Source organism: Streptomyces subrutilus, from assembly GCF_008704535.1.
GTDB classification, from domain to species: domain Bacteria; phylum Actinomycetota; class Actinomycetes; order Streptomycetales; family Streptomycetaceae; genus Streptomyces; species Streptomyces subrutilus.
This window is the reverse complement of record NZ_CP023701.1, coordinates 7110848-7132066: the sequence shown is the minus strand read 5'-3', so window position 1 is coordinate 7132066 and position 21219 is coordinate 7110848. Positions and strand designations below refer to the sequence as shown.

General features: G+C 71.3%; 14 protein-coding genes and 3 pseudogenes. 8 read left to right on the top strand and 9 right to left on the bottom strand.

Translation table 11 applies throughout. The features are described 5' to 3' along the window. Positions 1 to 123 precede the first annotated feature (123 nt). From CP968_RS31880 to CP968_RS31865, 3 genes and pseudogenes are all read right to left on the bottom strand, one after another. On the bottom strand, positions 124 to 447 hold the full coding sequence (locus CP968_RS31880) for a hypothetical protein (protein ID WP_150521287.1): 324 nt from the start codon (positions 445 to 447) through the stop codon (positions 124 to 126). A gap of 676 nt (positions 448 to 1123) precedes the next feature. Beyond that, positions 1124 to 1405: a transposase gene (locus CP968_RS31875; protein ID WP_167536888.1), complete on the bottom strand. Its 282-nt coding sequence runs from the start codon at positions 1403 to 1405 to the stop codon at positions 1124 to 1126. Positions 1406 to 1471: 66 nt separating this feature from the next. After that, positions 1472 to 3799, bottom strand: a pseudogene (locus tag CP968_RS31865) (Tn3 family transposase); the annotation flags it as partial. On the opposite strand from CP968_RS31865, the pseudogene CP968_RS31860 reads away from it, so the two are divergent. From CP968_RS31860 to CP968_RS31850, 3 genes and pseudogenes are all read left to right on the top strand, one after another. Then, positions 3699 to 5912 (top strand): annotated as a pseudogene (locus CP968_RS31860) (catalase); the annotation flags it as partial. The pseudogenes CP968_RS31865 and CP968_RS31860 sit on opposite strands and share 101 nt — an antisense overlap. A gap of 83 nt (positions 5913 to 5995) precedes the next feature. Next, a complete protein-coding gene (locus CP968_RS31855) occupies positions 5996 to 6352 on the top strand; it encodes a recombinase family protein (protein ID WP_208835999.1) in 357 nt (118 codons plus the stop codon). Positions 6353 to 6746: 394 nt separating this feature from the next. Further along, positions 6747 to 8222: an ABC1 kinase family protein gene (locus tag CP968_RS31850; RefSeq protein WP_373304153.1), complete on the top strand. Its 1476-nt coding sequence runs from the start codon at positions 6747 to 6749 to the stop codon at positions 8220 to 8222. A gap of 182 nt (positions 8223 to 8404) precedes the next feature. Here the strand turns inward: CP968_RS31850 and CP968_RS31845 are convergent, their stop codons facing one another. The 3 genes from CP968_RS31845 to CP968_RS31835 form a co-directional block, all read right to left on the bottom strand. Further along, on the bottom strand, positions 8405 to 9499 hold the full coding sequence (locus CP968_RS31845; RefSeq protein ID WP_150521282.1) for a terpene synthase family protein: 1095 nt from the start codon (positions 9497 to 9499) through the stop codon (positions 8405 to 8407). Between the two features lie 47 nt (positions 9500 to 9546). Further along, entirely contained in the window at positions 9547 to 10593 is a 1047-nt protein-coding gene (locus tag CP968_RS31840; protein WP_229886967.1) for a polyprenyl synthetase family protein, read from the bottom strand. Positions 10594 to 12899: 2306 nt separating this feature from the next. After that, a complete protein-coding gene (locus CP968_RS31835) occupies positions 12900 to 13862 on the bottom strand; it encodes an AraC family transcriptional regulator (RefSeq protein ID WP_150521280.1) in 963 nt (320 codons plus the stop codon). A 103-nt stretch (positions 13863 to 13965) separates the two neighbouring features. On the opposite strand from CP968_RS31835, the gene CP968_RS31830 reads away from it, so the two are divergent. Continuing rightward, positions 13966 to 14799 (top strand): NAD(P)H-binding protein, encoded by an 834-nt coding sequence (locus tag CP968_RS31830; RefSeq protein ID WP_150521279.1) that lies wholly within the window; start codon positions 13966 to 13968, stop codon positions 14797 to 14799. Positions 14800 to 15630: 831 nt separating this feature from the next. Further along, positions 15631 to 16266, top strand: a pseudogene (locus tag CP968_RS35135) (CocE/NonD family hydrolase); the annotation flags it as partial. Positions 16267 to 16486: 220 nt separating this feature from the next. Here the strand turns inward: CP968_RS35135 and CP968_RS31820 are convergent. Next, positions 16487 to 17569, bottom strand: coding sequence for a saccharopine dehydrogenase family protein (locus tag CP968_RS31820; protein WP_150521278.1), 1083 nt, complete (start codon positions 17567 to 17569; stop codon positions 16487 to 16489). A gap of 102 nt (positions 17570 to 17671) precedes the next feature. On the opposite strand from CP968_RS31820, the gene CP968_RS31815 reads away from it, so the two are divergent. Then, complete coding sequence (locus CP968_RS31815) at positions 17672 to 18649, top strand: helix-turn-helix domain-containing protein (RefSeq protein WP_150521277.1); 978 nt, start codon at positions 17672 to 17674, stop codon at positions 18647 to 18649. Between the two features lie 86 nt (positions 18650 to 18735). Here CP968_RS31815 and CP968_RS31810 read toward each other — a convergent pair whose 3' ends face one another. Both CP968_RS31810 and CP968_RS31805 read right to left on the bottom strand, forming a co-directional pair. Continuing rightward, complete coding sequence (locus tag CP968_RS31810) at positions 18736 to 19494, bottom strand: CbtA family protein (RefSeq protein ID WP_150521276.1); 759 nt, start codon at positions 19492 to 19494, stop codon at positions 18736 to 18738. Between the two features lie 177 nt (positions 19495 to 19671). Beyond that, complete coding sequence (locus CP968_RS31805; protein ID WP_150521275.1) at positions 19672 to 19893, bottom strand: CbtB domain-containing protein; 222 nt, start codon at positions 19891 to 19893, stop codon at positions 19672 to 19674. 184 nt (positions 19894 to 20077) lie between these two features. On the opposite strand from CP968_RS31805, the gene CP968_RS31800 reads away from it, so the two are divergent. Continuing rightward, positions 20078 to 20569 carry a histidine phosphatase family protein gene (locus CP968_RS31800; protein ID WP_150521274.1) on the top strand — a complete coding sequence of 164 codons (492 nt, stop codon included), beginning with the start codon at positions 20078 to 20080 and terminating at the stop codon, positions 20567 to 20569. A gap of 69 nt (positions 20570 to 20638) precedes the next feature. After that, the gene (gene cutA, locus CP968_RS31795) at positions 20639 to 21019 is read left to right on the top strand and encodes a divalent-cation tolerance protein CutA (RefSeq protein ID WP_229886909.1); all 381 of its coding nucleotides are present in this window, start codon (positions 20639 to 20641) and stop codon (positions 21017 to 21019) included. Positions 21020 to 21219 lie beyond the last annotated feature (200 nt).

The window sequence follows — 21219 nt, the reverse complement described above, 5'->3', positions numbered from 1 at the left end:
GCTCTGTTCATGCTGAGCCACCAAGGCACTTGTCCAGCCTTGCAATGAATACCGGCACCCCCATGCCCCTAAGAAGCTGTGTTGGGTCCTTACATGACAAATTGAATTAGGTTTCCATGCAGCTCAGGGACTTGTCGTTTCGGTCTCGTCCAGCAGGAAGGGCGATCCGGGAGCTTCAGGAGTCCAGCCCTTCTCGCGGGCGGCTTGAACGGCGGCAGCGACGCTGGAGGGCAGAACGGGAAAGGTCAGTTCGCTCATCCAGTTGCCAGGATGGGGGCGATCGGTGCGGACCATGAGCGTGGTACCCGGAGCATCCGCTTGTTCAACCGCATAGGTCAGGGGTGACCAGGACATTCCTTGGTCGTAGGTCGGCCGTCGTCGCACTCTCCATCTGTAGGCGACGCCGTTGACGACGATGCGGCGTGAGCCCTTCTTGGGCAGTGTCATGTTCGTCCTTCTGCCTTAAAAGACCCAGCGTACGGTGGCGGCATGGGAAAGATTGTCCGGCTCCGGCTGGTCGCCGTCGCGAAGGACGACGGCGGGCCGCGGCGGTGCCGCGGGTGCGGGAAGCCGTTGATGCCGAAGGCGAAGGTGACGGCGGTGTTCTGTGAGACCGCGTGCCGTTCGAGGCACTGGCGGCGGATGCGGCGGGCGAGGGCTCGGACCGAGACGGTGAAGGCCGGCGTGAGCGCCTGGTGCCCGCAGTGCGGGGTGTCGTGGACGGTCGGGGTCGACCGCGCGGTCTCGGCGGTGTACTGCTCTCCCACCTGCCGCAAACGGGCCTGGCATTCGCGGCGCGCGCGGCCGCGTGGGGTGTGAGCCTGCGCGTTCGATGGACACGGAGCTGCTTCGGGCGCCGGGTCCGTACGCCCTTGGCTGCCGGTCGAGGCGGTCGGATGGTGCGAAGTGAAGGGCTTCCAGGGCGAGTTGACGGCACATGCGGGTGTCGCACCCGGGGCTCGTGGGGGTGTCCGGATGACCGGGATGGTCGGCAGTGTGACCCGGCAGCGCTACGACGAGCTGGTCAAGCTGGGGCGGGACTGGGTCGAGACGATGAGCCGCGTTCAGTGGCAGCTCGGGGACGCGGCCGAACTGGTAGCGGTTCACCAGCGCGTCTCCGTCGTTACCGGGCCGCCTTGCGGAGAATATCCCGTTCTTCCTCGAGCTCGCGGATCCTCTTGCGGGCGGCGGCCAGCTCCGCCTGGACGCCGTCGTCGACGGCCTGCGAAGTGGCCGGCGGTGCGGAGTGGGCGCCAGGTCGGCGGCCGTCGGCGGCCCGGATCCAGTTCCGCAGCGTCTCGGTGTTCACCCCGAGATCAGCGGCGACCGACTTGATCGTCGCTCCCGGCCTCGACCGGTACAGCGCGACCGCGTCCGCCTTGAACTCGGCGGGGTAGTGCTTCATCCCCACGGGGACTCCGTTCTCCTGGACCATCAAGATCCAAGTCTCTCCGGTGTCCAAAATCCGGGGTCAAGGTCCGTCGGCGATCCGCGGGGAGAACTGGTAGCCGCAGATCGCGAACAGCCCGAACACGATGTCCGAGTACGAGGCGGTATCCGTGATCACGGTCTGCGGCTTCGGGCCGCCGTCCCGGTTGTGCAAGGCGTCGAGGATGAACAGGGAGTCCCGCAACGTGCCCGGGACCACGACCCCGCCCAACCCCATGACCTGGTCGTTGACCACGTTCAGCCACGTTGCCCCCTTATGCCGCAAACCGAACTATTTAGGGCTGTATCCGGCGTGGAGGGACTGCACGGGGACGGTGAAGCGGACCCCGTCGGCCGAGGCGATCAGCCCGCCGCCCCACGCCCGCACCACGTCGATGCCGCGCTGGGCCTCGATGAGCATCCCGTTCGCCGCCGAGATCGTCTCGGCCCGTAGGTAGCCCTGGTCGACCTGGACCAGGCGGCCACGGGTCAGGGCGGGCACGTTCGGCTTCACCACCGGCGTCAGCCCCACGTTGCACGCCTCCGACAACAGCAGCGCGCACACGCTCAGCTCGAACTCCTCCATCGAAGGGTCGGCGCCGGAGATGTGCGTGAACGCCGAGGTCATACCCGTCAGGTCGGCGACCTCCAGGAGCAGCTCGGGGAAGTCGACCTTGGGCAGCATGCCGTTGGCGAGCTGGCGGAACGCGGGCATCAGCTTCGGCTCAGCCGCCGGCCCCAGCCGGTCCAGGACCAGCTTGCCGTCCTTGAACGACACCGCGCTGTTCGTCGGGAGCCCGGCCACCACCTGGTGGTAGGCGCCGTGCAGCGCTCCGGCAAGTTCGGCAAGGTGGGCGGCGGGCTCCGCCTCCAGCCCGAGCGCGGTCAGCACGGTCGGCTGCGCGCTCTCCCACCGGTCCCCGGCCAGCAGCTTGGCCCGCGGGTCGCCCCACCGGTCCCCGCCGCGCGCGTACACATCGCGCCGGCGCAGGGCCCGGTGGAGGTGTTCCAGCACGCAGAACGAGTACGCCGCCTTGTCCGCCAGGCCCGGCTCGGCGCCGGGGGCCGCGAAGACCAAGCGCCGCCAGGAACCGGTCACCAGCTCCCGCTCGACCTCGGTGGCGGGGAGCTTCTTGCGGTGGATCAGGTGCGGCAACTGCTTGAGCGCCTTCACGACGGGGGCGCCGGCTTCGACCGCGCCGAAGTCGACGACGTCGACCAGGAGCCGGATGAAGCCGCGGACCGTGCCGTAGCGGGTGGCGAGCGCGGCACGCCACTCCTCGTCCTCGTCGCCCTCCTCGTCGGGGACGACCTCGGCGATGATCGCGAGGGCCTCGGCGAGCTTCTCGCGCGGGACGGCCTTCTCGATCGCCGCCCACGCGTCCACCACCGACACCAGCTCCCCGTCCTCGGTGGCCGGGGCGGTCTCCAGCAGCACCCCGACGGCCTTCGCGACCCGCCCGGCCGCCCGCTTCAGCTTCGGCAACGCCTTCAGCTTCTCCTCCTTGCCAACCCTGTCCGCCCGCGCCAGCAGGCGGGAGGCCATCAGGACGTCGAGGAGGTCCAGGGCGTCATCCACGCTCGCCGACTCCAGATGCCGCACCGTCGCCAGCAGCGTCGCCGTCTTCCGGCTCTCCTCCAGCTCCCGCAAGGTCGGCGCCTTCGAGCCCATCCCGTACCGGGCCATCCGCGCCCCCGGCACCACCGACGTGGGCACCAGATGTGCGCCCAGGCCCCGGACGTCTTTCGCCCGCTCCAGCGCGGCCGTCATCGCCGACCCCGACACCCGCATCGGGACGGTGCGCAGCCGCTCCAGCTCCGAGACCCGCTTGCCCTCCGGGACTTTCAGCAGATCCCGCATCGACTGCCGCAGCTCGTCGGGCACCGCTTCGTCGAGCGTCCGGTACAGCGCCGCGTTCTCCGTCGCGCGGACCTCCGCCACCAGCCGGGTCAGCGTCGTGATCCCCGGCAGCAGCACCCGATTGTCCACCAGCCACACCACCGCCCGGTCGAACAACGCCCGCGGCCCCTCCAACGACGCCCACACCCGCGCCGCCAAGAAGCCACGCACCTCCGCCTCGGCCGCCGAGAACTCCCGGTAGCCGTAGGCGTCCCGGATCTCCCAGGTGTGCTCGTACGCCGTCTTCGGCCGCGCCGTGTAGTCGTCCAGGCAGGCCGGGTCCAGGTGTAACTGCTCGGCGACGAACGCCACCGTCGAGGCCGGCACCGCGACCGGGTCGTCCAGGAGGAACGTGCCGAGCATCCGCACGGTGCCCCACTGGACCGCCCACCCCAGCTTCGTCGCGTCCCGGCGCTTGCCCGCCACGAGTTCACGGGCCCGGCCATCGAGGCGGAAGAACTGCTCCAGCTCGCCCGGAGTGGGATCGGCGGCGAACCGGCCGAAGCGCGAGACCTGGTCATCAGAGAGGAAATCAACTGGCATGAACCGGAACGTAGGGCTGCTGACCAGGCGATACAGCCCCAGTCACCGAACCGGTATCAAGATCGCGGTTCTACCGCCAAAACCCGGTCGGATCCTCCCCGAGGGCCATCACCTGCGCGAGAAGATCATGCACTTCGATCACGAGCGGATCCCGGAGCGCGTGGTCCACGCCCGCGGGGCGGCCGCACACGGCGTCTTCCAGGGGTACGGCACGGCGACCGGCGTCACCAAGGCGGCGTTCCTGGCCAAGGACGCCGAGACGCCCGTGTTCGTCCGGTTCTCCACGGTGCTCGGCTCACGCGGATCCGCGGACACTGTCCGCGACACCCGGGGCTTCGCGACGAAGTTCTACACGGACGAGGGCGTCTTCGACCTGGTGGGCAACAACATCCCGGTCTTCTTCATCCAGGACGCGATCAAGTTCCCCGACGTCATCCACGCCGGCAAGCCGCACCCCGACCGCGAGATCCCGCAGGCGCAGAGCGCGCACGACACGTTCTGGGACTTCGTGTCCCTGCACACCGAGGCCACCCACCACACCCTGTGGAACATGTCCGACCGCGGCATCCCCCGCTCCTACCGGACGATGGAGGGCTTCGGCGTCCACACCTTCCGCCTGGTCAACGCCGAGGGCGACGGCACGCTCGTGAAGTTCCACTGGAAGCCCAAGCTCGGCGTGCACTCCCTGGTCTGGGAAGAGGCGCAGATCGCTGCAGGGGTCGACCCCGACTTCCACCGGCGCGACCTCGCCGACGCCATCGAGGCCGGCGCCTTCCCGCAGTGGGAACTGGGCATCCAGACGTTCCCCGACACCCCGGAGCAGACCTTCGCGGGCATCGACCTCCTCGACCCGACGAAGCTCGTTCCCGAGGAACTCGCGCCGGTGCAGCCGATCGGGTTGCTGACGCTGAACGCCAACCCGTCGAACTACTTCGCAGAGACCGAGCAGGTCGCCTTCCACGTCGGCCACCTCGTGCCCGGCATCGACGTCACCGACGACCCGCTCCTCCAGGGCCGGCTCTTCTCCTACCTCGACACCCAGCTCACCCGTCTCGGCGGCCCCAACTTCGGGCAGCTCCCCATCAACCGCACCCACGCCCCGGTCAACGACATGCTCCGGGACGGCATGCACCAGACCGCCGTGCACCGCGGCGTCGCCCCCTACCGGCCCAACAGCCTCGACGGCGGCTGCCCCTTCCTCGCCGGGGCGGACGCCGGAGCGTTCATCGAGGTACCCGCCCACGTCGCGGAAAGCCGCAAGGTCCGCGAGGCCCTGGCCTCCTTCGACGACCACTTCCGCCAGCCGCGCCTGTTCTGGCTCAGCATGACCCCGCCGGAGCGCGAGCACATCATCGCCGCCTACACCTTCGAGCTCGGCAAGTGCTACGAACAGGCGATCAAGGAAAGGGCGCTGGCGATCCTGGCCAACATCGACCCGCAGCTCAGCGACCGGGTCGCCGCCGGACTCAGCCTGCCCGCCCCGGCCGCCCCCAGCCGGCTCCTCGACCCCGAGCCCAGCCTCGCGCTCTCCCAGCTCGGCGGGACCTGGCCCTCGGACGGGCGCGTCATCGGCATCGTGACCGACTCCGCCACCGATCTGGACGGCATCAGGTCCGTACGCCAGGCGGTCCTGGACGCGGGGATGGTTCCCCTCGTCGTCGCCCCCGCCGGCGGCACGATCGCTGCCGGCGGCGAGTCGATCACCGTCCAGCGGACCTTCGCCACCGCCCGCTCCATCGAGTTCGACGCGCTCCTCGTGGCCGGCGTTCCCGGGCGGGGTGCCGACGCCTACGGCGCACGCGACGCCCAGGCCGCAGACGCAGCCCCGTCCGCCGCCGACCCAAGGCTCGTCCTGCTCCTGGCCGAAGCCTTCCGCCACGGAAAGGCGATCGGGCTGTGGGCGGGCGCCGACACCATCCTGTCGCCCGCTGGGATCCCCGCCGACGCCCCCGGTGTCGTGCACAGCGAAACCGGCAGCAGCACTCTGGAGCAGGTCGCCCAGCTGCTGGGCGCGCACCGCGTCTGGGAACGCTTCCCCGCAGGCATCTGGCCTCCACACTGGCGTACCGCGTCCACGAACCGTGGGCGCGGTACGCCAGTCTCGCTGTCTTCTTGCCGGCTGCGGTGTCGTCCGGTCTTCTTGTCCACGAGCTCAAGCGCCTCGCGCGCAACGCGGCCGAGCTGATGACGCTGGCCGCCGAGCTCCAAGCCGGCGGCATCCAGCTCGAACTCCTCACCAGCCCGCTCACCGGCATCTACGACCCGGGCGGCATGGGCGCCATGTTCTTCGCCGTCCTCGCCGTCGCCGGGCACATCGAGCGCAACTACATCCGGGAGAAGGCCCTCGAAGGCCAGGTGGCCGCCGTCGAAGAGGGCAACCACGGCGGACACCACTTCGATGCCTCCGGGCTGCAGCCGGCAGGCCTGACACTGCCAGGGTGTCGTGGGCCTGGTCCTTGCCAAAGTCTCCGCCCCCGCTGAGCCAGGTTCTGGCAGACCGCGACTGCGCGGCTCAGCGCCTGGACCTCCGCGGCCCCGCTTCGCAGGGCGTGTCGTGGGAGCCCGGCGGCCCAGGTGCGCCGAGGCTGAATTCGGCGCCGTGTCAACTCCGCCAGGTACGTGCCGAGGCGGGTGGATCTCCTCCTGGGCACTGGCAGGGATCTCATGGCGTGAGATCTCCGTGTCACGTCAAGAGCGCGGCAGGGGGCTGGGGGGCGCCGCGCACGGGCGTGTCGTCGTTCGCACGCCGGCTTGGTGCCTACTGCGCACCACCCTGGCGGTGCTGTCACTCTCAAGGGCCGAGAGGTTCTCCTCACGTCCTTGGGAGTTACTCATAGGTACCAACCGTCGTCGGGCTGGGAAGATCATCAAAACGGTGGGGCGCTTGGCTGCTGAGGAGGCCGAGCGCACCGCAGGCGGCCGCCGTGGAGGCGGCGATGCGGCAGTCGTACGGGCGCGGGCGGTGCGGCGGGCGCTGGAGGATCTGGGGCCGCTGTACATCAAGGTGGGGCAGATGCTGTCGACCAGGCCGGACATGGTGTCCGCGGCCATGGTCGAGGAGTTCCAGAAGCTGCACGACCATGTGGCGCCCAGCCCGTTCGCGGAGTTCGAGCCGGTGTTGGCCGGAGAGCTGGGGGCGGACTGGCCTGCGGGGTTCCGTGACATCGACACGGATCATCCGATCGGTACGGCCTCCCTTGCGCAGGTCTACCGGGCGGTTTTGGCGGATGGGACTCCGGCGGCGGTGAAGATCCAGCGCCAGGGTGTCCGCGAGGTGATGGACGCCGACATGAAGCTGCTGAGCAGCCTGGCTCGTTTCGCCGGGCGGCGTGCGCCGCGGCTGAACGCGGTGATCGACTTCGAGGCGATGCTGGCCGTTCTGTTCGATGCGATGCGCCCGGAGCTGGACTTCGTCGTGGAGGCGCGGAACATGAAGACCGCCCGCAAGGCCGCGGCCGGCTTCAAGCACATCGCGGTACCGGAGGTCCTGCGGGCCACCCCCCGGGTGCTGGTCCAGACGCTGGCCCCGGGCTGTTCCATCCGAGAGGCGGACCCGGCGTCGTTCCCCCTTCAGGAGCGGCTGCACATCGGCCGTGACCTGCTCGCCTTCATGTACCGCGGCTACTTCCTCGACGGCTGGTTCCACGCCGATCCCCACCCGGGGAACATCTTCGTCCAGCCGGGGTCGCCCGCCCATCTGATCGACTGGGGCATGGTCGGACGAATAGACCGCTCCCTGGGCACCCATATCCTGCGGGTTCTCCTCAGCGTCGCACAGAACGACGGTGCCGCTCTCGCCCAGGCGTGGATCGAGCTCGGGGATGCCACACCGTGGGCGCAGGTCAGCGGCTTCCGGGCGGACATGGTGGCTCTCGTCCCGAAGGTCGCGGATGCTTCCCTGGAAGACCTCGACTTCGGTCTCACGCTGACGTCGGTCCTTGAGCACTCGACGAAGCGCGGGATCAAGACCAGCCCGATGATCGCCGTTCTCGGCAAGTCCTTCGCCAACATCGAGGGTTCCATCCGGTACCTGAGCCCCGAGCTGTCCCTCCTCGACGTGTTCGGGGAGGAACTGCTCTCCATCGTCGAAGGCCACGCCATGAGGTATGTGTCAGGCCCGCAGGCCGTCCATGCCCTCTTGGAGGGCATCGAGGACAGCGTGCGGACGCCCCAGCAGCTACGGGGGATCATCCGTGATCTCGCCGAACACCGGACGGGCGTGAACGTCGCCCCGCAGCGGGGTGAGGCTGCCGCAGTGACGCTGGCGGCAGGTGCCGCCCGCCGGCTTCGCGACGCGGCACTGCTCACCATGGCGATCTTGTGGTGGCGCCGGACGCACGCTGGGCAGTAGGAGGGCCGATCCGTGCCTGGTTGCCGGACGAGCCAGGTCGTTCTCCGCGACCGGCTTCGGCGGACCGGGGCGGGAGCACGGCGCGGTGGACACCCAAAGGGGGACGTCCGCGGCCCGGTGGCGCTGAGCCACCGGGCCGCGGTGCGCCGGTCGCAGGAGATGGTCGAGGTCAAGGGGGCGGGTCAGCGTAGTTGTTGCCACCACCAGGCGATCGAGGGGCAGGGCAGGGGTTCGGTGCTGGGGTCGCTGGGGTGGTCGGTGAGGGTCAGCGGGATGGGGGCGGGGTTGCTGGGTGGGAGCTGGGTGCGGGGGGTTACGGCGGTGTAGCGGGCGGAGTTGGATCCCCAGTCGAGGTTGGAGCGGATGGCGTAGTCGAGGTCCGCGACGTAGGCCTTCGCGGGGGCGCTCAGCCTGGGGAATTCCTGCTCACGGAGGCGTAGGAACAGTGTCGTCAGGCGGTCTCGCATGGCCACGGCCTGGTGGAGGGCTTGTTCGGGCGGGCAGTCGTTCAGCCGGGCGAGCACCATCACGATGTTGATGTGGGTTCCGTCGATGAGGCTTTCGCGGTTGTAGGAGAGGAGATCGTTGTCGAGGGCCATCATCAGGAATGACGACTCCTGGAGTGCGCGCATGGCGGGTGAATGGAATTCGTCCCCGGGGATCTCCTCGCCGGTGGTGATCTCCGACCAGGACAGGCTGGCGGCGCCGCCGGCGTTGAGCATCCGCAGGTGCAGGAACTCGTCCAGGCTGGCGGGGGTGGGGGCGGCCATCCCCCACAGGATGGCGTGGAACCACTTGCGGTGGGCCTCGACGAACCGGTGCAGCTGGGTCGGGGTGGCGACGGCTTGGACCGAGGCCATGAGGGACTGCAGCGCGGCGACCGGTCCGGTCTGTTCCGCCGTCGGTTCGGTGGCCGGGGACTCCATGACGCGGAGGAGGTGGCTGGTGAGGCTGATCGCCGAGGCGAGCTTGGTGACGTTGACGGCGGTTTCCATGCGGACGTCGTCGACGTAGAAGATCCAGTGCAGCCATCGCGCGGTGAGCGCGACGCGGTCGGTGAGGCCTTCGGGATAGATGCGGGCCATGGCCTCCGCGTAGTGTCGTGCGATGACCCAGGCCCGGTCGATGTCGCTGGTGTAGAGGTGGTAGCGGTCCATCCAGGCCCGGGAGTCGCGTTCGATGCTGTCGTACTCGGGGTGAATCGCGGCGTCGATGGGGCAGTACAGCGGCGGCAGCCGCAGCAGGTTCGGTGCGCTCGGGTCCGGGATCGTGTGCATGGCGTTCTCCGTCGGTAGTGCGGAAGGGATGGGCTGGGCTCCCGGCCTCAGGAGGTACGGGTGGCCACCGCAGCGGCCATCGTCCGCAGGAAGGCGACGGCCGGAGGCCGCAGCGGTGCGTGGTCGAGGACGGCCAAGGCCTGCTCGTACCGTTCGGTGATCAGGTTCTCGACGGTGGCCTGAGCTCCGGTGTCGGTGATGATCTGGCGCATCCGTGCCGCTTCGGCGCAGGTCAGGTACGGGTTACCGAGGCCGGCGTGCAGGGTGTGAGCCTGTGCCGGGGTGGCACGCGCCAGAGCGGTGGCGGCGAGCACGGTCTGCTTGCCTTCCCGGAAGTCATCCATGACGGACTTCCCGGTGCGCTCCGGTGCTCCGTACACGCCGAGCAGGTCGTCGCGGAGCTGGAATGCCTCGCCCAGCGGCAGCGCGTAGGCCGAGAGCGCGGCGAGCACGTCCGGGCCGGCTCCGGCGAGGTGCGCACCGAGGTGCAGGGGACGTTCGCAGGTGTATTTGGTGGTCTTGTAGCGGATCACGCGGCAGGCCGCGCTGACGGTGGGGAGGGTGGTGGGGGTTGGTCCGGAGGCCAGGAGGTCGAGGTACTGGCCGACGAGGGTTTCGGTGCGCAGGGCGTTCAGCAGGGGCCAGGCGCGGCTGGCGTGTTCGGTGGTCGGGCTGGGGTGGGAGGTGTGCAGGAGCTCGTAGGACCAGCCGAGTGCGAGGTCGCCCAGGAGGATCGCGGCGTTGGTGCCGAGGGTGTCGGCGTCGGGCCGGCCGGCGTGGTGGGTGGCGAGGCGGTGGTGGGCGGTGGGCTTGCCGCGGCGGGTGGGTGAGGCGTCCATGATGTCGTCGTGGATCAGGGCGAACAGGTGGAACAGCTCCAGCGAGGCCGCCACCCGCCAGACCGCCGGCGGGGGTGCCAGGTCGCTTGCGGCCTGCCAGCCCACCAGGCACAGCACGGGCCGGATCCGTTTCCCGCCCGCTGCGATCATGGTGCGCAAAAGGTCCGTGAACAGGGCGAGTTCAGGGAGGTCGGCGGCGGCGCGGACCTGCCCGTCGAGGAACTCGTACAGCATGGTCTCGATGGTCGCGGGCACGGTTTCGGGTTCAAGAGGGGCACACGGCGTGGCCAGGACGGTCATGGAGAACGCCTCCCGGAGAAGAGAGATCAACCAGGTCGCCGAGAGTCGTAGCCACGGCGAAGGATGGAGGTTCAGCTGCGCCTGGAGCCACCGGTCCTGCCTTGCGGCCCTCGCACACGACTCAGCTCTGTGGCTTCCGTATCCGGCTGTTGAGTGCGGGACTCGGAGCCTTCTCGTCGGCGGAATATGCCTTTCCCATACTGTGCTGTCGAATGCGTGGCGTGCAGAGCGCAATGGTCCAGCGCTCGAAGTGCCCACCTTTTCTGCGATACGCCGTCCGCTCCCTCTCAGGGGTGTAGCTCAGCCAGTGACTGGCCTGCGCAGAGCCGGGATCAGGCCGTAGCGTTTCAAGGTGCGACGTGCGGTCGGCTATCCATTCACCGTCCGAAATACGGCAGCTGTGAATTCTACGGACGTATGATACGGCTGCCGCCTGGGATACGGAGATGTTCCTGCCGGGCGGACAACCGAGATCTGAAGGGTGCCGGATGCCTCTACCGAATGGGCGAGCGATTCAGGGTCGCTGTCTGCTTCGTGCCAGGCGAGGTGGGTGGCGCTCCGTCCCGGCGGCGAACACGACGTGGCCAGGCGTTCCCGTTCCGGTCTGCGATGGCTGCAACCAGCCAAAAGCGCGGCGTTTTGCCGGAGCGCGAGACGGCGCTGGGCGGGGCGCGTGGGTAGCCCTCGCGCCTGCGGTACTCACAGATCACTGAACCGCGATCAAATCAGGGCCTCCAGCACGTTCCTGGTTCCAGGAACGTCCACAGTGACTGAAGAAGGGCGCCGAGCTGGACGGCACGCCAACTCCACGAGCGACGTCCTCGTTCATGCCCGCACCCTCCGCCGGATACGACTTTCCGAACGTCATCTCAACAGCGGTTGAAGGATGCACGAAATGCTCATCTGGCCACCGCCTCGACGTCAACCCGGCATGACACCAACAACTTCAAGTCCGGTGGCATCGTCGGCCCGACCGGCGGACGAGAAGGAGCGATTCTTCAATATCCTTATTCCCCAAACGGGTCAGTTTACGAATCCCGGAAAACGGCCTCACACACGAAAGAACGCTTCCGCCACCGCCCCGCACTCAGGCCGGACGCCGGGACCCGCGGTGAGAACCGTTCTGATCCCGCAGGGGCGGCGCACGCCGGCATCGTCGGGATCGGCAACCCGATGCTGGAGACCTGGGCCACGTCAGCAGCACCCTGATCGGCGTCGGCAGGCTGGGTCGAGCAATCCGGGCCATCGCCGAACACGAATCCGTGCCGCATGCGTCCGCAACATCCACAAGGACCCCCGTGTCCGCATCCGGATCCGGATCCGGATCCGCGAAGGCTGGCGCTTCATCTGGAACGACGGCACTTCCTCCCTGCTCCCCGACGCGACCCCTCGTACGCACGTCAACGGCAGCTGAGCCCCTTCCATCGGCTGCGCGTCTTGGACGCCGTGGTCGCTACGCGTCATGGGAACCGCCGAGCTGATGACCGTCCGCATCGACCAGAACGACGGCTGGCGGCAGGAGGTGCCCCGCCCGGACACGCCCTGCCCAGGGAACAAGGACGAGCCGCGGCTTGCGGATGCGGATCGGGCCGGCGCAGTGGCTCGGGGACCCGAGCCCCTGCGCCGGTAGCCTTCGGCGCCACCTCTGCGGGTGGTTTGCGGGCGCGGCCCGGTCGGGCGGGCACTCCCGCTCTGGAACCGGCCCCGCGCACCCTGGTATGCAGATCACGTGCGGGGCCGGTGGCGGACCGCGTTCGGATCCATCTCGTCGTTCACGCTCAAGGGGTCCGCATGCCGCGCACACCCAATCCAGTACCTCGGCTACCAACGCCACCGGCACGTCCTCCAGCTCGCCGAACGCGCCGACGAACAGGCCTGCCGCGCCTCCCACGGGGTGCGGGCCTACACGTCCGCCGGACTCGCCGCGGTCCAGGCCCACCACGACCACACCGCAGCCCTGCGCACCCTCACCCGCGCCGAGCACCTGTACAGCCGGGCCGACACCACACCCGGCCGCTTCACCTCCCATCCCTTTGGCGCCCTCCTCTATCACGGCCTGGGCAACTACCGAAAAGCGCTCGACATCTGCCCCGCGTCGCTGCCCCTGCACACGATCACCCGACAGCGCGGCCCGCACGGGTCAACGCGGCCGCCATACCTCGGGCGGCGGAGCCCCCCGAACAAGCGGCAGCAGCACGGACGTCCGTACCGCGGTCGCCTGGGCAGGTTAGGCGCCGGGCTTGGGGGGGCGGAGACGGCGATCAGTGCGGGCCATGCGCTGGAGACCGGACGCTGCGTGCGGCGGCGCGGTGTTCGCTCGGGCGGATGCCGCTGGCGCGCTTGAAGGCCACGCTCAGGGTGTAGGCGTTGGAGTAGCCCACCTGGCGGGCGATGGCGTCGAGTGTCGCGTCCGTATCGGAGAGAAGGTCCGCGGCGCGGCACAGGCGCCACTCGGTGAGGTAGGTCATGGGCGGCTGGCCGACGAGGTCGGCGAAGCGCAGGGCGAAGCGTGCGCGTGACATGCCTGTCTCGGCGGCGAGGGAGGCGACGGTCCAGGGGCGGGCGGGTTCGGTATGGATGAGTTTCAGGGCGTGCCCGACGGCCGGGTCGCCGTGCGCCCGGTACCAGGCCGGCGCACCGGCTTCGGAGCGGTCGAACCAGTCCCTGAGGGTGGTGATGAGCAAGGTGTCGAGCAAGCGGTCGAGGAGGGCCTGGCGCCCCGGCGCGTCCTTGCGCAGCTCGGCTTCAATCATTGCCAGGGGCAGGGACCGTTCGGGACCCGCGGGTACGAGGGCTACGCGGGGCAGGGAGGTGAGGACGCGGTCGGAGACCCGCCCGCGCACCGGGTAGGAGCTCCTGAGCAGGATCGTCTCGGCGGTGGTGGTGCCGGTGGCGCACATGGCCAGCTCGTCCGCCGTGATCCGGCTGCCCCCGGGGATGGCGCAGATGCCGTGTTCGCCCACGATCGCCACGGGCGCGGTGTCGGGCGAGTCGGCGACCGTGTAGGGCTGGGGACCCACGACGATCGCGACATCGCCCCGGTTCAGCGGCGTTGGTTCGCCGCCGTCCGGGCGGAGCCACGCGTTGCCGCTGAGCATGGTCAGCACCCCCAGGGGTCCGGGGTCGGCAAAGCGCAGGGACCACGGCGGGACGAGGGCTGACTGATCAAACACGGCCCCACGTGCCCGCACGTCCTGGAGCAGCGCGGTCAAAGCATCGTTCACGGTCCCAGCCTACGACCGATGCCCGCGAAAGCGAGACGGATGAACATCGGATTGAGACCATTGGCCATCGACCGTCCCGCCGGTGTGCTGTCTAGTGGGACCCATGACCAGCAACCTTTCCCAGATCCTCGTCCTTGGCGGCACCGGCAAGACTGGCCGCCGTGTTGCCGAAGCGCTGCGGCGCAGTGGTGTGACCCCGCGGGTGGCGTCCCGCCGCAGCGCGACCCGCTTCGACTGGACGGACCGTGCGACATGGGAGCCCGCCCTTACGGGTATGGAGGCCGTCTACATCGTCGACTCCATGGGGCCTGAGGCCCCTGCGGAGATCGCCGACTTCTCGGCTCTCGCCGCACGTACCGGCGTCCGCAGGCTCGTGTACCTCTCCGGCCGCCCCTACGGTGAGATCGGCGGAACCTGGTGGATGCGCATCGAAGAGGCCGTGAAGGCCTCCGGCCTCGAGTGGACGATCCTGCGCCCCTCGTGGTTCGCCCAGAACTTCACCGAGGAACTCGGCATGTTCGGCAGCCTGTGGGACACCGGCGAGCTCGCCCTGCCCACGGGCAACGGGCGGGAAGCCTTCATCGACCTTGAGGACCTTGCCGAGGTCGCAGCCGTCGTGCTCACGCGGCAAGGCCATGCCGGACGCATCTACGTCCTGTCCGGTCCCCGGTCTCTGAGCTTCGGCGACGCCGTCGCGGAACTCGCCGAGGCGTCCGGCAGGCCACTGCGCTTCGTCCCGATCTCACTGGACGCACACCGTGCCGAGTTCACGGCCGCCGGTTACCCCGATCACATGGTGGACGACCTGCACGACCTTTACGAGCACATCAGCGAGGAACGGGGGGCTGAACCCGTCGACGGTGTCCACGAAGTCCTCGGCCGCGCCGCCCGTGACTTCTCCGACTACGTCGCCCGCACGGACTTCACACGGCTGTGACCGGCACCTCGCCCGCACGAGTGCGGGCGAGGTGCCGGGGGCAGACCCGGAGTCGGCGCGGGAGCGCATGCGGGTACGGGTACGCGGCCTGCCGGAAGCGCGCCCCCGGATCGTCGGCCTGCCATGCGCGAGGCGCGCGCCTCCCGGGCCGGCCGCGACAGCACCAGGAGCAGCGGAGGCAGGAGCGGGGCGGGCGCCGATCCCGCCCCCACACCGCACAGATGACTGCACGCTTCCGGTCCGCCGGGGCCCCTCCGAACACGGGTGGCCGCCGGGCGGGGAGGCGCCGGCACCGCACACCGCCCGTGACGTCCGCTTCCGGGTACGGGAGCCCGCCGCCGTCGCAGCGAACGCCTCGCACCCTTGCCCGGCGCGGGCTGCTGCCGGTGGGCGGGGACCGCGGGCCTCCGCCCGGGCCGGTTGTCCGGGAGCCCGCGGCGGCCGGGGTGGTGGTCGAGCGGGAGCGGGCCGCCGCCGGGGAGATCCGGACCCGGGACGCAGGCGCGGCCGGGGGCGGAGGACGGTGCCGTCAGGAAACGCAGGGTCGCGTCCACGAGCCGCCCGGCCGTGGTGGAGGCGGGGCCGTCCTTGAAGCAGGTGTCGGCCTGGAGGCAGGGCAGGTGCGCGCCGAGAAGTGCGGGGCCGCCTTGGTCGCGGATCTGGTCCGAGGTGTTCCCGGGCACGTCGTGGGGGGACGCTGTAGGTGTCCGTTCCGGAGTCGGGCAGCACATCCCCCGCGCTGTGCGGCCCCGAGTTACTGACCCCTCTTACCCTTGCCATCGTTTGTCCTGAGTGCCAGATCAGGGACTCGGGGGTACGGAAGCCGGTCCTATGAGCAGCAGCCGCGATGACGAAGCCGGGCACGACAAGCCGTGGAGCCGGCCGGGACGGGGCGGGTATGCTTTTGGCCGCCTTTCGGGGATGCTGCGGCCGGACATCTCGGTGTACCGCCCGGAACCGGGCAGGGTGCGCGTCGAGAACGACTGCCCGGTCGTCACCCGGGACGGCACGGTCCTTCGGGTCAACGTGTACCGGCCGCCGGATGACACGCCTGTCCCTGTGATCCTCTTCGCCCACCCGTATGGGAAGGACGACCTGCCCGAGTTCACCGCGTCGGGTCGGCCCAAGCTGTCGTTCCGCTACCGGGCCATGCGCCAGACCGGGCCCCTGGTCTTCTCGTCGCTCACGACCTGGGAGGGGCCCGACCCGGTGTGGTGGGTCGGGCGGGGCTACGCGGTGGTGAACTGCGACGTGCGGGGCGCGGGCACGTCCGATGGCGTCGGGTCGCTGCTGTCGGCCCAGGAGGGTGAGGACGTCCACGACCTGATCGAGTGGGCCGGGGCCCAGCCGTGGAGCAGCGGAGCCGTCGGGATGCTCGGGGTGTCGTATCTGGCGCTCACGCAGTGGCGGGCGGCATCCACCCGGCCGCCGTCGCTGAGGGCGATCGCGCCGTGGGAGGGGTTCACGGATGCCTACCGGGGGCTGTTGCGCCCCGGCGGCGTGGAGGAGAACGGATTCCTCAGGCTTCCAGAAGCCGTAGTCCGCGGCCCGTACGGTCACCGGGGCTCGTACGGTCACCGGGGCCGTCCGGCCGGCGCGGTGCCGGACGGCCCCGGCGGCGTGCCCGGCCGCGCCCGTCGCCCCTCGGCCCACCGCCCCGTACCGGGCGTCCCTCGGCCCCCTGCGTTCACTCCCCCAGGTCCAGCGCGTCCAGCGGCAGGGACCGCAGGAAGTCACCGGCGTCGAAGAGCTCCCCGGCGGTGCGGACCCCGGCGGCGGCGGCCCGGCCGGTCACGATCCGTTCGGCGGCCTCCACCACGACGGGACCGGTGACGGCGTAGATGTCGCGCCCGCGCGCCGACACCCGCCGCTCCTCACTGCCCCGGCGGACGACGACCTCGACCACGAAGACCTGGGCCGACCGGCCCGACGCGTCGGCCGGCTGCGGGCCCCGCGCCCCCGGGTCGCCGAGGTCGTTCAGCGGGGCGGCGTTCAGGTAGGCGTTGATCCGTCCGGTCGCCAGGTGCCGGGAGACGCTGACCACGTCGGTGGTGGAGAACTCCCCCACCACCTCCTCGGTCCCGAACGGCTCGGGGAACGTCCAGGTCGTCGTCGGGACGGGCTCGTCGGCCGCCCGGACCTGGAGCCGGCCGTCCTCGAACACCAGCCGCCGCCCGGCCCTGCGGGCACCGGCCAGCCGGGTGCCGCGGGTCGGCTGCCAGCTGTCCAGGGCGACCGCGAGGGAGATCTCGTCGGCGGACGCCCAGTCGCCCATGGCGGCGGTGGCGAGCAGGTCGCCCACCGCGCCGTAGAAGGCCATCACCGGGGCCACCACGATGCCCGCCTCCTTCACGCGCGGGTCGTCCCGGTAGGTGTCGAAGGTGTCCCTGGCGACGAGCACTTCGCCGGTGACGTCCAGGTAGTGGATCCGGGCGCGCAGCGCTGCCTCGACGAGCGGCGGAGCGGTCTCGGCGAAGGGGCCGGCGCAGTTGATCACGGCGACCGCTCCGGCGACCGCGCGGTCCAGCGACGCCGGGTCGGCGGCGGAGGCGACCCGCCACTCCACGCCGTGGCGGGCCGCGGCGGCCTCCAGCTTCGCCCCGTCCCGACCGGACAGCACCGGCGTCCAACCGCGTTCCAGCAGTTCCGCCGTGACGAACCGGGCGGTGTGGCCGTAGCCGCCGAACACCGCGATCACCCGGTTCCCGGGCGCGGGTGCGGGTGCGTGGGCGGGTGCGGTCTCGGTTCGGCCGTCGTCGTGTTCCGTCATCGGTCCTTCTCCAACTCCGGTCGTATGGGCGCGTTCCGATCATGCTCGACGGCGTCCCGGGCGGCCATCGTCCGGGGCGACACCGTGCGCTAGGTTCGCGACATGACCGCCCACCGCGTCGTCATGGCCGTCACCGACGACATGCCGATCTTCGAAGCAGCCGTGCCGTGCCAGGTGTTCGGGGTGGACCGGCCCCATCTGGCCGACCCCTGGTACCGGTTCGCCGCGGTTCCCGTCGGGAACGCGCCCGTGCGGCTGAGCCCCGGGTTCACCCTCGCGCCGGACGCACGGGGCTGGAGCCTGGACGAGGTGGACACCCTCGTGGTCCCGGCCTGTACGAACGTGCACGAGGAGCCGCCCGGGGAGTTGGTGGACGTCGTGCGGGAGGCGTACGCGCGCGGGATACGCATCCTGTCCATCTGTTCCGGCGCCTTCGTCCTGGCGGCCGCCGGGGTGCTCGACGGGCGCCGGGCCACCACCCACTGGCTGCACGCGCAGGAGCTGGCCCGACGCCATCCCGCCGTCCGCGTCGACGCCTCCGTGCTGTACGTGGAGGACGGCGGCGTGATCACCTCCGCGGGCACGGTCGCCGGCATCGACGCCTGTCTGCACGTGGTGCGGGTCGACCACGGGGCGGCGGTGGCGGCCGAGTTGGCCCGCGGCCTGGTCACGCCGCCGCACCGCGACGGCGCCCAGCCCCAGTACCGCAGGCCGCTCCCGTCCGCGCCCCGGGGCGACTGGCTGGCCGGGCTGATGGACTGGGCCGACGCGCACCTGCACCTGCCGCTGTCGGCCGCGGACCTGGCCGCCCGGGCGCACGTGAGCGTGCGCACCGTGGAGCGCCGGTTCGCCGAGGCGCTGGGGATGTCACCGCTGCGGTGGGTGCTGCAGCAGCGGGTGCGGCGGGCCCAGCAGTACCTGGAGACCAGCGACCGGTCCGTCGGTTGGATCGCCGCCACCTGCGGCTTCGGCGGTGCGGCCAGCCTGCGGGCGCACTTCGCCCGGATCGTCGGGATGTCGCCGAGCGCGTACCGGCGTGCGTTCCACGCCCGCGCGGACGCGCAGCCCCTGGCCGGCTGAGCGGACGGGGGCGACGGCGCGGGCTGACCGGGCCGGGCGGTGTACGGGGGCCGGCGCCCCCGTACACCGCCCGGCCGCCGGGTGCCTCAGCCCGCCGGCTGCGCCGTCTCGCGCTCGCGGGCGGCCGGGGCCGGGACCAGCACGCGCTGGGCCAGGGCGGCGAAGGCCACGCCGAAGACGGCCCACAGGGTGGCCTGGATGGCCAGCGAGGCCAGCCGGAACTGCCAGATGAGGGTGGCGGGGAAGTCGGCCGGGACCTCGTTGACGGGCGGCAGGAAGGCGTACGACAGGCCGATCGCGGCGACGAAGGCCGCGGCGGCCACGACGGTGGCGTTCCAGGTGCCCAGGGACGGGGCCAGGCGCTTGCCCAGGATGCCCGCGGCCACCGCGAGCAGCAGGCTCAGGGCGATCATCAGGAGGTAGAGCGCGGTCCGCTTGCCGGCCGTCTCGGGGTCGCCGACGGCCGGCGGGTTCGCCGGGTACTTGAAGAACGGCACCAGGGTGACGGTGACGAACAGGCCCGTGGCGACGAGGACGGCGGTGGCCCGGGGCGAGAACCGGCCGATGCGGCCCAGGGCGAAGCAGAAGACGAGCGCGGCGATGCCGCCGAGCGCGACACCGTAGAGCAGGACGCCGGTGCCGAGGCCCGCCGTGGCCTGGAGGGCCCGGCTGACCGGGGCGTCCTCGCCGTGGTCGTGGCCGGCGGAGGCGGCTTCCTCGATGGCGATGGCCGCGTCGACCTTGGATTCGCCCAGGACGTAGGCGACCAGGAAGGCGGCGGCGCCGGCCAGCAGGCCGGCGAGCATGCCCCTGACGAGCAGGGCACGCACGGATATGGAGTTCACGAGTTCGGTTCCCCTCGGATGATTCTGTGGCACGCGATCGGTGGAGCGCGGTCCGGGGCCGGCGGCCGGCCGCCGGAGGCCATGGCTCGGCGGCCGGCGATCGGGGATCGCCGGCCGGGAGCCGGTGGCGGGTGGCCGGGGACGGCCCCGGGGGGGCCGGCGGCCGGTGCGTGCCGGTCAGTGGCAGGGGAAGCCGAGCAGGTGGCGGCCGTCGTGCAGCCACTCGTGGATGTTCTCGCCCTGGAACACGGAGGTGGCGCCCTGTTCGGCGCCGACGAAGTACAGCAGGACGAGCATCAGGACGCCGACGAACAGGGCCCAGGGGGCCAGTTCCTTCAGCGAGACGGGGGTGATGGGGGTGGCGGCAGGAGCCGTTGTGGGCACGGCAGGAGAAGCCATGGCTGAAAACCTCCAGAGGGAACACGCGTCCCGGTCAGTGGTGCCTTCGACGACGGTGGCGGGTCTGACTTCCCTCCCCCTTCCGGGAGGTTTCACAGTGGCGCGACCGTGCCGGATTCCCACCGGTGCTTCCGTCGTACCGTCGTCTTGTCGTCCGAGACCGTACCGCGCTTACGCTGCCCTGATGAAGACCCCCCTGGTACGAGTTCGGCTCGTCACGCTCCCGTTGACCCCCGAGGCCCGCCGGGGCCGCTTCGGCCACGGGGCAGCGGCCGGGGCCGCGCGGGCCGGGCTGAGCGGCCTGGACACCGGGGAGTGGGCCGGGCGGACGCTGGACGAGGTCGCGGAGCGGGACCCGGAGGGGGTGCGGCGCTGGCTCTGCGACCCCTCGTACGCGCCGCCCGGCGGGGAGTCGGTGGACGCCCTCGTCCTGCGGGTCGGCGCGCACCTGGACCGGCTGGCCCCGGGCACCCACCGGCTGCCGGCCGAGCAGGCCGTCGTACGGGCGGCCGTGGTGCACGCGCTGCGGCTGCCGGCGGCCGCCTTCTGGCGGCTCGACGCCCCGCCGGACACGGTCACCACGCTGACCGGGCGGGCGGGGCGCTGGAACCTGCTGCTGGGGCGGTCGCAGACGGCCGCGGAGGACCGGGACGGCGAGGGGGCGGAGGGGATGTAGGCCGGGCCGCCGTCCGGCCCGCGGGGCCCGCGGTACGCTCGGCGCCGGATCGCAACGGAAGGGACCGCCGTGGCAGTGCCGGAGGAGGGCGCGGCGCCGGACGTCGTGCTCGCGCAGACCACCGTCGACGACGAGGCGGGGGCCCGGCGCCTCGCGCGCGGCGCGGTGGAGGCGCGGCTCGCCGCCTGCGCCCACGTCGACCCGCCGTTGACCGCCGTGTACCGGTGGCGGGGCGAGGTCGAGACGGCCACCGAGTGGCGCGTCTCGTACAAGACGACGGCGGCGCGGCTGGCGGCTCTGGGCGCGTGGGTCGCGCGGGAGCACCCCTACGACGTGCCGGAGTGGATCGCGCTGCCGGTGACGGGCCGTTCGGAGGCCTACGCGGCATGGGTGGTCGCGGGGACGGCCGAGGAGTCGGGCGAGAACACCCCCGAGGACACCGCGGGCTGACGGGCGGGCGGGGTGGCGGGCGCGCGGCGCGGCGCGGCGCGGCGGCGGACGCCTGCCCGTCCCTCGCCCGGGCACGGCCCGGGCACGGGTCCCGGAGTCGCGGAGGCGGCCGTGACCAGCGGGTTGGCACGCCGGGCGGGCCCGCGGCCCGTGGAGGGCGTGGGCCGTTCGGAGGCGGCCCGAGATGTCGGCGCACCGGC

Excerpts from the sequence above, each read along its gene's own strand:
- CP968_RS31880 (WP_150521287.1), bottom strand. The coding sequence starts at position 447 with ATGACACTGCCCAAGAAGGGCTCACGCCGCATCGTCGTCAACGGCGTC.
- CP968_RS31875 (WP_167536888.1), bottom strand. The coding sequence starts at position 1,405 with ATGAAGCACTACCCCGCCGAGTTCAAGGCGGACGCGGTCGCGCTGTAC.
- CP968_RS31845 (WP_150521282.1), bottom strand. The coding sequence starts at position 9,499 with ATGCACACGATCCCGGACCCGAGCGCACCGAACCTGCTGCGGCTGCCG.
- CP968_RS31830 (WP_150521279.1), top strand. The coding sequence starts at position 13,966 with ATGACCAGCAACCTTTCCCAGATCCTCGTCCTTGGCGGCACCGGCAAG.
- CP968_RS31820 (WP_150521278.1), bottom strand. The coding sequence starts at position 17,569 with ATGACGGAACACGACGACGGCCGAACCGAGACCGCACCCGCCCACGCA.
- CP968_RS31815 (WP_150521277.1), top strand. The coding sequence starts at position 17,672 with ATGACCGCCCACCGCGTCGTCATGGCCGTCACCGACGACATGCCGATC.
- CP968_RS31805 (WP_150521275.1), bottom strand. The coding sequence starts at position 19,893 with ATGGCTTCTCCTGCCGTGCCCACAACGGCTCCTGCCGCCACCCCCATC.
- CP968_RS31800 (WP_150521274.1), top strand. The coding sequence starts at position 20,078 with ATGAAGACCCCCCTGGTACGAGTTCGGCTCGTCACGCTCCCGTTGACC.